We start from the raw sequence: 11,914 nt of genomic DNA on the forward strand, positions 1-11,914 counted from the left end.
CACCCGGATTGTCAATCGTAGGCAGGTGGTCCAATATCTGAAAGATCGCGATGACGCTTTTCTTCTTACCTATCCTAGATACAGCTTGTAAGAACACCGCTTGATCAATGCCCATCATCCCCGTGAGTTGGCTAGCAATCTTGAATGCATCGTTCCAGTGTCGCACAGGATCGGGAAAGTAGAGCTTGTATTCTTTGCATTGCTCTAACAGTCGCACCAAAGCGCTGTCGCTTGTTGTGCTATTGTGTTCTTCTTTTTTTACAACCTGATCAGAGCATATTAAAGATTCAGATTGTATGTGCCGCTCATTTTGGTTGTCACGACCGTTCATTTTCGCCGTGGTGACCGTCTCTATCTGACCTTCAAGACGTGCCTTCAGAGCATTCAAAACAGCCTCGTCAGGTTTGCGGCGTAAAATGACGCGGGCCTCTTCTGTGATTTCACATGGCCCATTGTCGTTTAGAAGCGTTTCGCGCAGCTGTGCGATGTGGTCACGCAAATTTGCCAGCCGGTCACGTTTTTCACGCGCCTGATCCGCGATAGATGCAATGTAAGCTGCGTTCTGCGCCAAAGGTGCGAGGTCGAACCCGTAGGCCACCCCTGCCCTGCGCTTGAACCGTTTGCGATTGGCGCTGTCGTGCCGGATGACAACGCCAGATGCCACAAGCTTGCACAGATGCCGCCGTAAGGTGCTTTCCGGCATGCCATTCAGGCGATGTGACAATGTCTTGTTGGATGGGAAAACTACAGTGCTCAGTGGCTCCGGGTCGATGTCGCGATCGCGGTGAAATGTCAGCAGTGCGCGTAGTACGCTCAAGGTGCGGTGGTTCAATTCCAACGTTTCCGCGCAATCCGCTAAATCTTGCAGTGCTTGCCACTTATCAACAAGGGTCACATCGGACGATTGGACAGCATGTGTCGTTCGCCCAAACTGCGTTTGGCGTTCATGTTTCATAATAATTTCACGAAAGACAATATTTACCCGTCGCCGCACAGTGATGCAGCGTTGACAGGATGCGCGGTTCGGGGCTATCTCAAAAGTGCGAAGATCGAGAATGGCCTTCCGGGATCAATCCTGGGGGGCTTTTCTTTTATTGTCGGTCTGCTCGTGCCTCTCCTGTTTTTTGTTTCATTGCTCCGCGTCAGTGGATTTGGTCCATTGGTCGTGAAGGTCTTGTAGCACCGCATCGGCGTTGGCGTTGAACCACGTGTCAAAGCCGTCAGCCGTGCGCGATGGGATGTTCAACGTGACGCCCCGTGTAGTTTGTTTGATATCGGCAAGAGCCTTGCCATCTGCGGTGCGCAGCGTGCGAGGCTTGGTGAGTGCCTTTGCAGGCTTTGGGGCTGCAGCACGTTTCAGCGCGGCCTCAAAGCGGTCATTTGATGACAAGGTCGCAAAGTCCGGCGTGCGCATGAAAGCGTCCACGCGGTTCGATGCGCCGTCTGCTTCCATCGCCTTGGCCAAAGTTGCCCAGCGGTCGCGCCCAATGCTTGGGGCGGATCCAATGTTACGCAAAAAGGGTAGGGTGAACGCCGTGCCGATCTTCAACATACGCGATACCATCGGCAGATCAATCGAAAGCGCCGCGGCAATTGTCTGCCGGTCATAGTTCATGTCCTGCAGCTGGGCTGCAAATGATGCCTTTTCGATAAAACTCAGATCCTGTCGCGCGGTGTTTTCTTGACCCTGCGCCATGATCAAAGCGTGGTCGTCAAGCTGACGCACCATAGCTTTCACGGGCAGTCCAAGATCTTTCAACGCTTTGAGACGCCTGCGACCATAAACGATTTCATAGTGGCCGGTCTTTGTGGAATGCGGGCGCAAAAGCACAGGCACCTGCTGTCCGTAGGTTTCCAGACTGTCCTTGAGTTGCTTGTGGGCCTCGCCGCTAAAACCTAGTCGGTCTTCAACACCTGCATCTTCGATTAGGTCGGCACTGATTTCTTGGACCGCGTTCTCCTGCAGTTTGCTCAGTGACGATTGCAAGGCACCAACGGTGCCGCGCGATGGGGCAGGGGGCCGCGCCGCCGGTTTGGAACGGGTACCCGTCGGAATGTTACTGCTCAGAATGCCTTTGCGTGCCATCTATCGTCTCCATGCGGTTTGCAGCAGCTGTTCGACCTCTTGGCAAACAAGATTGAGTGAATCCACCGCACGGTCGTAGGTGTTGCGGTGAAATTGGCTGCGTTCCACTTCGAAAATGGTTTGTTGGGTCAGGCCTGCATCTGAAATCGCGGTGGATTTCAACATCGGGGCGACCATGACGTCGTCACCGAACAGCTGCCGCAGGAACGCGACGACCTGTTGCTGCGGACCATCGTTCGGTTCGTGACGATTGATCAGAAACCGCATGAAATCGAACTGCATGTCTGCGCCCGCGTCAGAGACGACATCAAGTAAATCCGCGCTCATTTGTAAGAATTGGGACATCGACGCCACGTCGAGCATATTCGGCACAATCGTAATCAGAACGCCTGTCGACGCGCAAAGCGCGGACATCGTCAGGTATCCTAGCTGCGGCGGGCAATCGAAGATGATGACATCGTAGTCTTGTTCTACAGTCTGAAGGACAGTTGCCAGTCGTGCAAAGAACGGTGGCTGTACATTTGTACGCAAGGCTTGCGGTGTTTCATGTTCGAATTCTTGCAAAAGCAACCCGCCCGGAGCGAGATCGATACCCGTGAAAAACGTCTTTTGGATAACGTCTGACAAGGGCAGGGGGTCATCATAGCGGATCGCGTCGTAAATTGTTCCGCTTTCGAGAAAGTCGACCTCTGGCCGGTATCCGAATAGCGTTGTGAGCGATGCCTGCGGATCAATATCGACGACCAACACCTTATAGCCCCGTAGGGCGAGCCATTGGGACGTGTGCACGGCACTGGTTGTTTTACCCGATCCACCTTTGAAGTTGAGGAACGATAAGACCTGAACCGGATCATCACCGCGCCGTCCACGCAGATAGGTGCCTTTTGTCTTAGCATTAGACTCTAATATGTCGCGAATCGCTTGGACGTCGGACGCGTGATAAAGCCGTCTTCCGCCTGCAGTAGACTCTACTTCGGGTAGTTTTTCTTCGAAATGTAGCTTGCGTAGGAAACTGGTTGAGATACCAAGAAGATCTGCTGTTTCACCCGCAGTAAACAGGCGCAATTCTTTGCGCGCATCTGGGGCAAAGACCTTGTGCATATGGTCTTCAAGCGCCGCAGCGAGGTGTTCCGCATTCTCACGAATGCGGGTATTAATTTCGATACGCCCCTGTCGCTCAGGCATGGTTGTCCACCGCTGATTTGGTAACGCTTTGCAGCGTCATCTTGTTGTTTAGCGTTTCTATAGCGCAAACTTTGTGGCGCGCGCAACTGATTCCTCTTTCAGGCAAGAGGCGGACGGAAAGTTCAACCAGTTTCATACGATGAATGACCACATACACTGACCAGTGGCCTCAGGACGTGACGGTGCCGTCTTGAATAGGTGGTAAATTAATTCTTGCATTTTGGATAGGGAAAGAACTACGGTTAATATATTATATTATATCGATAGTATAATTAAAGCGGCGGGGAGGTCGCGCTGGCATCATTCATAATGCTGTCACTTATGCTAATGGAGGATAAGACATGAGGACTCAGGTTACATTAAAGCGAGCGCTAGCGAGCGGTTCCGCTGCGCTATGCTTGGCTGTTGCGGGCGCGCTGCCCGCGATTGCACAAGACTATCAAGAGGCGCCAGGTCTCGCTGATTTGGTCGCATCAGGTGCATTGCCAGCGATCGAGGACCGGTTGCCAGCCAGCCCAATGGTCCAAGAAACGCTAGACAGTATTGGTGAATATGGCGGGACGTTGCGCCGCGCTATTCTTGGCGGGGGCGACCAGCACAACATGGTCCGCCTTATCAGTAACGAAAACCTGGTACGCTGGAGCGCCGATTGGTCAACGGTCGAAACGAATATCGCGGAAAGCTATACGGTTTCCGAAGATGCGACGACGTTCACGTTCAATCTGCGCGATGGCATGAAGTGGTCTGACGGTGAACCATTCACCGTGGATGACATCATGTTCTGGTACGAAGTGTTTTCCGATGAGCGGCTGACGCCATCGAAACACCCGATGTATACAGGCGCGAGCGGCCCCGTCGAAGTCACAAAGATCGACGAAAATACTGTTGAGTTCAAATTCGGTGAGGCCAATGGATTGTTCTTGCAGAACCTCGCATACGGGTTCGGCTATTACACCGTGAACTATCCGCGCCACTACCTTGAACAGTTCCATGCGGATTACAATTCCGACATTCAGGCGCTTGTTGATGCTGAACCTGCTGCAGCTGATTGGGTATCATTGTTCAACCTGCGTGCCGGTCCGATGCATACGCCGATTTTCTGGCAGAACGCTGACCGTCCGACGCTACACCCGTGGCACATCGTCGAGGCCTACGGTTCAACCGACCGGATGGTCGCAGAGCGTAACCCGTACTACTGGAAAGTTGACGGCGAGGGGAACCAGCTCCCCTATATTGATCGCGTGACGTGGGATCAGGTCGAAGACCCTGAATCGATCCTGCTAAAGGCGTTTAACGGCGAAATCGACTATATGGCGCGTCACATTGGTCGCCCTGCGAACCTTGCAGCGCTGACCGATAATAAGGACCGTGGTCAGTACGGTTTCTATCAGGTTGGCGATATCACCGCATCGCAAGCTGCCTTGATGTTGAACCTGAATAACCCTGATCCGGTTAAGAACGAAATCGTAAACACGTTCGAATTCCGTCAGGCATTGAGCCACGCGATTGACCGTCAGGAGATCATTGATCTGGTCTATCTGGGTGTCGGTAATGCGGTTCAAACATCACCGCATCCATTGTCGCCGCTCTATAACGAAGAATGGTCCACACAATACACGGACTTTGATCCTGATGCAGCAAGCGCGTTGCTTGACGGTATGGGTCTGGATCAAAAAGACGATGACGGGTTCCGGTTAGGACCTGATGGTGAACGTCTGACTTTGGTGTTCCTTGTCGCTGATGTGTTCGGGTTCCAATATCCTGACGTTATGGAACTGGTGTCCGGTTACGCAGCGGACGTTGGTTTGGATATTCAGGTTCGTGCAAGTGATCGGTCTCGTCTGCAGGAAGTCGCATCCAACGCTGAACATGACGGCTATATCTGGAACTGTCCGGGCGGTCTGAACGACGCCTATACAAACCCAGATTGCTACCTGCCACGTGGTCAGGCGGTATATTGGGCACCTGAATGGGCTGCATGGGGTGTTGATCCGACAACGGGTACTGAACCACCAGCCAATATCAAAGCTTTGTTCGAAGCATATGAAGGTGTCACAGGGTCTGCTGACCCTGCAGTCCAAGAAACTGCGTTGAAAAGCCTGATTGATCAGGCTGCTGGCCAGCTATTGACGATTGGCTTGATGCAAAGTGATGGGGCGTATGGGATCGCACGCGAGAATTTGCGCAACTATCCTGACCCGATGCCGATTGCCGGACAGCTTTGGACGCCGGCGCCCTATACGGCACAGTTTTACTTTGAGGGCGGCGATAATCTCCGCTGAAAAGTAACCCGCGTTCGGCTGCATTTTGTAGCCGGATGCTGAAAGGTAGCAGAGCTTTGTCCATGGTCCTCCCGGATTAAGCTCTGCTACGATTTTCAAGACACGCGACGCACCGCCTAAAGGACACGTCATGCTCGGATTTCTTTTTCGACGTATCGTTTACATGATACCGACCGTCTTTTTAGTTTCTGTCGTTACCTTTGCGATCATCCAACTTCCGCCGGGTGATTACCTTGATACGCTTGCCGCAGAGCTGAACGACAGTGGTGGCTTGGACGAGGGGACAATGCAGTCCCTGCGTGACCAATATGGTCTCGGGCAACCTATGTACGTGCAGTACCTGAAGTGGATGAAGGGTATTCTGTTTCACTTCAATTTCGGCATTTCGTTCGAGAAAAACGTGCCTGTGAACGACCTGATCTGGGATCGCTTGGGCTGGACATTCGGCATTTCGATCCTGACCCTCTTGTTCATTTGGATCACCGCGCTGCCGATTGGCATCTATTCGGCCGTACGCAAGTATTCGGTTGGCGATTACACGGCGACGTTCTTTGGTTTTGTGGGCCTTGCGGTCCCGAATTTCTTGCTAGCGCTGGTAATGATGTATGTGTCGTTCAAGTATTTCGGCCAATCTGTCGGTGGTCTGGTCAGTCCAGAGTATCTGGATCAGCCGTGGAGCTGGGACAAATTTGTCGATCTTATCAAACACATCTGGATGCCGATTGTCGTCGTCGGGACGTCCGGCGCCGCCGCTTTGATCCGCATTATGCGCGCAAATCTGCTGGACGAACTTAACCGTCCCTATGTCGTGACCGCCCGCGCGAAAGGCATGTCCGAATTCCAATTGCTGATGCGATATCCGGTGCGTGTCGCGCTGAACCCGTTTGTTTCAACGATCGGTTGGATTTTGCCGACCCTTGTGTCGGGCGAAATTATCGTCGCGGTGGTGATGAACCTACCCACAACCGGCCCCCTATTGCTGCGCGCCTTGCTGGTGCAGGACATGTATCTTGCCGGATCGCTGATCCTGATCGTCAGCATGTTGACCGTGATAGGCACACTGATTTCCGATGTTCTTCTGGCATGGATTGACCCAAGGATCCGTTACCAATGACCGAAACACAAACCGACACTGTTGCCGCACCTTTACTGTTAAGCCCAAGGGCGCTGATGTGGCGCAAGTTTCGCCGCCATAAGGTCGCGTATTTCAGCCTTTGGCTGACGGGATTTATCTATCTCATGGCGATTTTTGGTGAATTTATCGCCCCTCAAGCGCCAGACGAAACAAATAGGCGCGGCATTTTTGCGCCTCCGCAGGGGATACACCTGTTCGTCGAAACGCCTGATGGCGGACGCGACTTTCAGTTGCATGCAAAAGCGCGAAAGATGCAGATTGATCAGGCTACGATGCGCCGATCTTACGCAGACGATCCCGATGAAATCATCCCGTTGGGATTCTTTGTGACCGGATTTGAATACGACCTGTTGGGATTCATCCCGACGGATCGCCATTTCTTCGGCCCGATTGACCCCAGTGATACATTTTACCTGCTTGGCTCAGATCGCCTTGGTCGCGACATTCTAAGCCGGATTGTGATGGGAACGCGGGTGTCGATGTCCATCGGATTGGTGGGTGTTCTCATTTCGCTTGTCATCGGCGTGTCGCTTGGCGGCATCTCTGGCTACTACGGTGGTTGGGTCGATAACGTTATCCAGCGGTTGATCGAGTTTTTACGGTCAATTCCGACGATCCCACTTTGGATGGGCCTTGCAGCGGCAATTCCATTGGGATGGCCACCGCTTCGCACATATTTTGTTGTCATGCTGATTGTTTCGATGATCGGCTGGACCTCACTGGCGCGCGAGGTGCGCGGCAAATTCCTGTCGCTGCGCAATGAAGATTTCATCACCGCAGCACGGCTTGACGGGCTTAGCGATTGGGCTGTGATCCGCCGTCATATGGTGCCCAGCTTTTCTAGCCACATCATTGCGTCGCTCACTTTGGCGGTGCCGTTGATGATCCTTGCCGAAACGTCGCTGTCGTTCTTGGGGATCGGGTTGCAACCGCCCATTATCAGTTGGGGCACGCTGTTGAAAGAAGCCCAGAACATTCGGACCATGGTCGAAGCACCTTGGTTGCTGATCGCACCCGGAAGCATGATCGTGATTGCTGTCCTTGCGCTTAATTTCCTAGGAGACGGCCTTCGTGATGCCGCAGACCCACATGCCCATTGATACAGACCCAATGATCGAAATTCGGGGACTCAAGACCCATTTTTTCACCGATGATGGCGTGATCAAAGCCGTGGACGGAGTGAATCTCGATGTTCATCGCAATCGCACGCTTTGTATTCTCGGCGAAAGCGGCAGTGGCAAATCCATTATGGCGCGGTCTATTTTGCGGATCGTTGATAACCCCGGAAAGATCGTTGCCGGGTCGATCACATACCGCAACGCCGAAGGTGAAACGCTTGATCTTGCCACAGCGCGCGCGGGATCCAAGCAACTGCGGCGTATTCGCGGGCAAGACATTGCGATGATCTTTCAGGAACCCATGTCGTCGCTGGGTCCGATCACGAAGATTGGCAAGCAAATCACGGAAACACTGCATCTGCATCGCAAAATGACAAAGGCCGAAGCGAAAGAAGAGGCGATCGAACAGCTCGCCCGCGTAGGTATTCCCAAACCAGCGGAACGGTTCGAATCCTACCCGTTCGAGCTGTCAGGCGGCATGCGGCAGCGTGCAATGATCGCGATGGCCCTATCCTGCCAGCCGAAACTACTGATCGCGGATGAACCGACAACAGCATTGGATGTCACAACGCAGGCACAGGTTCTAGATTTGATCGCAGAGCTGAAAGACGAACTGGAAATGGGCGTCATGTTGATTACGCATGATTTGGGTGTTGTTGCCGAAGTCGCCGAAGACGTTGCTGTGATGTACATGGGCAAAGTGGTTGAATTTGGAGATGTCTATTCGATTTTTGACAACCCGCAGCACCCTTATACGCAGGCCTTGCTAGAATCGGTTCCACGGATCGGCGGTGCCAAACAAGATCGGCTTCCTGCGATCAGGGGTATGGTGCCGCATCCGCTTGCCTGTCCGTCCGGGTGTTCGTTTCGAACCCGTTGCGATCATTATATGGCTGGCACATGCGACGTCGCCACGCCTGCATTGACACCAAAGGACAATGGCAAGGTGGCTTGTTTCCTTCATTCAGAGGCGCGTGCAGATGTCTGAGACGATCATCAAAGTTGAGAACCTGCAGATGCACTTCCCGATCGGGGGAGGGTTCTTTGGGAAATCCACCGATGTTGTGCGTGCCGTTGACGATGTGTCGTTCGACGTCGTCCGAGGTGAAACCTTCGGGATTGTTGGAGAAAGCGGATCGGGCAAAACCACGCTTGGGCGCTGTGTTATGCGGATTCTGCAACCATCGGGCGGCACAATTGCGTTCAACCGTAAAGACAAACCTAGCGTGGAACTTGTGTCCTGTGATCGCAAGTCGCTGACGGATATTTGGCGGGACATGCGCATGGTTTTTCAAGACCCGCAGTCGTCGTTGAACCCACGTTTGCGCGTGATAGACATTGTCGGGCAGTGTCTGCAGCAATCCGAAGGGCTGCGCGGAAAGCGGTTGGCGGATCGCGTATCGGAACTGCTTGAGCAAGTTGGCTTGCGTCCTGAATTTCTGCTGCGGTATCCGAACGCGTTTTCGGGCGGTCAACGACAGCGGTTGGGGATTGCACGTGCTCTCGCGACAAATCCCGAAGTCGTCATTGCTGATGAAGCTGTCTCAGCGCTGGATGTTTCTATTCAGGCACAGACCCTGAACCTTATGCAGGATTTGCAGGAAATGCATGACCTGACGTATATTTTCATCGCGCATGACCTCGCCGTTGTTGAACATATTTGCGACCGGATTGCTGTGATGTATCTGGGGCAAATTGTGGAACTCGCCACCACCGAAGAACTTTTTGAGACGCCAAGACATCCCTATACCCGCGCGTTGCTTGCGGCAGTGCCGGTTCCTGATCCGCGCGCACGTACGAAGACCCGCAAGACGCCAGTTGCTTTGGCGGAAGAAGGGAAAACCGGTACGGGGTGCAAGTTCGCGTCACGTTGTCCACATGCGCAGGAATTGTGCCATACGACTGCGCCGACAGCGCGCAAAATCGCAGGCGCCGACGTCCTTTGCCATTTCGCGGGCGAAATATAGGGCGGGGGATCACATGACGTTAGTCGCGCAAGCGATTTGTCTTCAGTTGTAGATACATCTGATCGCCGGCGCCGCGCACATGGTCTTTGATGCAGTCCACTGCACGCTTCATGTCGTTTTCGCGAAAGGCCGTGATAAGATCGCGATGTTCTTGCAAAATTTCGATGTGGCGCGCGCGCGAAATCGGCACGCTCATAGCAAGCGCGTTCAGAATGCGGCGTTGCAGCCGCCAAATGCCAAAGGCGCGTCCGTTGTAATGTTTGCGCGCGATGAATTCGTGAAACTGCAAATCCAAACCGGTGAATGTAGATTTATCTTCGACCGGCACCGATTCAAGTTGGGTTTGCAGGCTTTCCAGCTCTAAAAGGTCCGCTTCTGTGCAGCTTCTTGCGAAAGTTTCGACAAAGTAGGGCTCCATCAATTGGAGGATTTCAAAAATGTCGCGAAGCGAATCCGCGTCAAAACTGGAAACCGTGGCCCCTTTATTCTGGGCAATCGTGACGATGCCTTCGCCCTGCAACAGGCGCAGTGCTTCGCGGACCGGGATGATGGACGTCCCATAACGACTGGCAAGATCTTGCACCTTCAGACGCGTTCCTCCCGGAAAATGGCCAGTGCCGATATCAGCAAGAATGCGTGAGTATATCGAACTGCTGTCACTCGTTTTGGTCATGATAGCTGCTTTCGGGGAGAGTTTCTTAGTCATTATATACTTTATCGGAATACGAACTGCCATAAAATATATTTGAAATCGCACGGATTTTCAAAATTATTGGCATAGGGTGCTGTAATTTTGGTTGATTGCTGATCTTAAGTATTACAAAGTCATCAAAATAGTATATCAAATTATGGTGGAGGAAAGTTTGATGACCCTATTCCGTTCGATGACCTGCGCGGCAATTGCGGCCCTGACCGTAGCAGCGCAAACCGCAAACGCACAACAAGTCGTACTTGATGTTACGGGCTGGAAGGGCAACGAAGCCGAACCCGCTGGTATTGCTGAATTAGTGTCGGCCTTTGAGGCCGCCAATCCGGATATCAAAGTTGAATTTTCGTATATCAGCCGACTGGATACAGATGTTGTGCTGCCACCGCGTCTGCAAGGAAATAACGCGCCTGACGTGATGATGACGGACATGCCTTTGGTGTCGATCTGGGGGGATGCAGGATTGCTTGCAGATCTCGGCACCGATTCAGAGTGGTACGGTCGGTTGGAACCATCATTGGTGCCATCCGTGACGACGGGAGATGCCGTTTATATCATGCCTCTCGAAGTGATCGGTATGGGTAATTTCGTGAACAACGGGTTGCTTGCACAGGCAGGCATTGAAAATGCGCCGACGACGATTGATGAACTACATGCGGCTTGTCAGGCGCTTGATGCCGCGGGCATCCGGCCGCTTATCTTTACGGGCGGTTTTTCAGCACCACTTTTCGTGATCGCCAATGGGTTAGAGCAAACAGACAATGCCGCGGCATTGGGTATGGGCGAGGCGAGCTTCGTTGAATCAGAGAGCTTCAACGCCTCATTGGACGTTGTGCGTGGCTTGATTGACAACAAATGCGTCGATCCGGACGGGCAGGCGGGTCTTGATCCATGGTCAACGGCTTTGACCGAATTCAAAGCTGGCAACTTTGCCATGATGCCGCAGGGCGCATGGAACATCGCCGATTTTTCAAGTGTCGAAGGGCTTGATTACAGTTTTGCACCGATCCCGTCTGGCAAGGACAGTGGTGTTGCGCTTGATCTGTTCGGGATCGGTTGGTCGATGAGCGCCCAAACAGAGCACGGAGAAGAAGCCGCGCGGTTCATTGCATTCTTCTCTGATCCTGAAAACCTGCAAATCATGCTGGATGCGGAAAGTGCCTATAGCCCGTTTCAGGGCGGTGCGAGCGGTCTGCCTGATCTGGCCTCGGCCTACGATCAGGCGCGTGTCGATGGCGGCGTTGTTATGTACCCGTTCGCCGTGCTTGATTGGCCAAAGGCGTTGGAAGGCGAAATCTGGGATAGTCTGACCGGGTTCTTGCTGGATACCGACAAGTCGAACGAAAACGTCTTGGAACGTTGGGACGAGGCCGTCGAAGACAGCCTGTGATTTTGACGCGGTGCGCCTTAGGGCGCACCAGCTAAGACCGCGTAA

10 protein-coding genes are annotated in these 11,914 nt (G+C 53.1%); 6 read left to right on the forward strand and 4 right to left on the reverse strand.

Translation table 11 applies throughout. The annotated features are described in order from the left end of the window. From repC to repA, 3 genes are all read right to left on the reverse strand, one after another. Nucleotides 1–955: plasmid replication protein RepC (gene repC, locus AC0L7R_RS18420; RefSeq protein ID WP_473660711.1), on the reverse strand; the 955-nt coding region annotated here is incomplete at its 3' end. Between the two features lie 174 nt (nt 956–1,129). After that, entirely contained in the window at nt 1,130–2,086 is a 957-nt protein-coding gene (repB, locus tag AC0L7R_RS18425) for a plasmid partitioning protein RepB (RefSeq protein WP_473660714.1), read from the reverse strand. Continuing rightward, nucleotides 2,087–3,271, reverse strand: a complete 1,185-nt coding sequence (repA, locus tag AC0L7R_RS18430) for a plasmid partitioning protein RepA (RefSeq protein WP_348109369.1) — start codon at nt 3,269–3,271, stop codon at nt 2,087–2,089. 341 nt (nt 3,272–3,612) lie between these two features. Here repA and AC0L7R_RS18435 point away from each other — a divergent pair, with 341 nt between their 5' ends. From AC0L7R_RS18435 to AC0L7R_RS18455, 5 genes are all read left to right on the forward strand, one after another. Then, nucleotides 3,613–5,553 (forward strand): ABC transporter substrate-binding protein, encoded by a 1,941-nt coding sequence (locus AC0L7R_RS18435; RefSeq protein WP_473660718.1) that lies wholly within the window; start codon nt 3,613–3,615, stop codon nt 5,551–5,553. A 130-nt stretch (nt 5,554–5,683) separates the two neighbouring features. Continuing rightward, a complete protein-coding gene (locus AC0L7R_RS18440) occupies nt 5,684–6,667 on the forward strand; it encodes an ABC transporter permease subunit (RefSeq protein WP_473660720.1) in 984 nt (327 codons plus the stop codon). Next, complete coding sequence (locus tag AC0L7R_RS18445) at nt 6,664–7,788, forward strand: ABC transporter permease (protein WP_247129623.1); 1,125 nt, start codon at nt 6,664–6,666, stop codon at nt 7,786–7,788. The genes AC0L7R_RS18440 and AC0L7R_RS18445 overlap by 4 nt, the downstream gene beginning before the upstream one ends. After that, complete coding sequence (locus tag AC0L7R_RS18450; protein ID WP_473660725.1) at nt 7,763–8,794, forward strand: oligopeptide/dipeptide ABC transporter ATP-binding protein; 1,032 nt, start codon at nt 7,763–7,765, stop codon at nt 8,792–8,794. Before AC0L7R_RS18445 ends, AC0L7R_RS18450 begins: the two co-directional genes overlap by 26 nt. Next, nucleotides 8,787–9,773 carry an oligopeptide/dipeptide ABC transporter ATP-binding protein gene (locus tag AC0L7R_RS18455; RefSeq protein ID WP_473660730.1) on the forward strand — a complete coding sequence of 329 codons (987 nt, stop codon included), beginning with the start codon at nt 8,787–8,789 and terminating at the stop codon, nt 9,771–9,773. The genes AC0L7R_RS18450 and AC0L7R_RS18455 overlap by 8 nt, the downstream gene beginning before the upstream one ends. A gap of 19 nt (nt 9,774–9,792) precedes the next feature. Here the strand turns inward: AC0L7R_RS18455 and AC0L7R_RS18460 are convergent, their stop codons facing one another. Next, nucleotides 9,793–10,446: an FCD domain-containing protein gene (locus AC0L7R_RS18460; RefSeq protein WP_473660731.1), complete on the reverse strand. Its 654-nt coding sequence runs from the start codon at nt 10,444–10,446 to the stop codon at nt 9,793–9,795. Nucleotides 10,447–10,639: 193 nt separating this feature from the next. On the opposite strand from AC0L7R_RS18460, the gene AC0L7R_RS18465 reads away from it, so the two are divergent. Further along, nucleotides 10,640–11,869 (forward strand): extracellular solute-binding protein, encoded by a 1,230-nt coding sequence (locus AC0L7R_RS18465; protein ID WP_473660734.1) that lies wholly within the window; start codon nt 10,640–10,642, stop codon nt 11,867–11,869. The last annotated feature ends 45 nt before the right edge of the window (nt 11,870–11,914 follow it).

Source organism: Yoonia sp. D2-7, assembly GCF_055809435.1.

Coding starts and splice junctions, on each gene's coding strand:
- AC0L7R_RS18435 (WP_473660718.1), top strand. CDS start 3,613: ATGAGGACTCAGGTTACATTAAAGCGAGCGCTAGCGAGCGGTTCCGCT.
- AC0L7R_RS18465 (WP_473660734.1), top strand. CDS start 10,640: ATGACCCTATTCCGTTCGATGACCTGCGCGGCAATTGCGGCCCTGACC.
- repB (WP_473660714.1), bottom strand. CDS start 2,086: ATGGCACGCAAAGGCATTCTGAGCAGTAACATTCCGACGGGTACCCGT.
- repA (WP_348109369.1), bottom strand. CDS start 3,271: ATGCCTGAGCGACAGGGGCGTATCGAAATTAATACCCGCATTCGTGAG.
- AC0L7R_RS18440 (WP_473660720.1), top strand. CDS start 5,684: ATGCTCGGATTTCTTTTTCGACGTATCGTTTACATGATACCGACCGTC.
- AC0L7R_RS18445 (WP_247129623.1), top strand. CDS start 6,664: ATGACCGAAACACAAACCGACACTGTTGCCGCACCTTTACTGTTAAGC.
- AC0L7R_RS18460 (WP_473660731.1), bottom strand. CDS start 10,446: ATGACCAAAACGAGTGACAGCAGTTCGATATACTCACGCATTCTTGCT.
- AC0L7R_RS18450 (WP_473660725.1), top strand. CDS start 7,763: ATGCCGCAGACCCACATGCCCATTGATACAGACCCAATGATCGAAATT.
- AC0L7R_RS18455 (WP_473660730.1), top strand. CDS start 8,787: ATGTCTGAGACGATCATCAAAGTTGAGAACCTGCAGATGCACTTCCCG.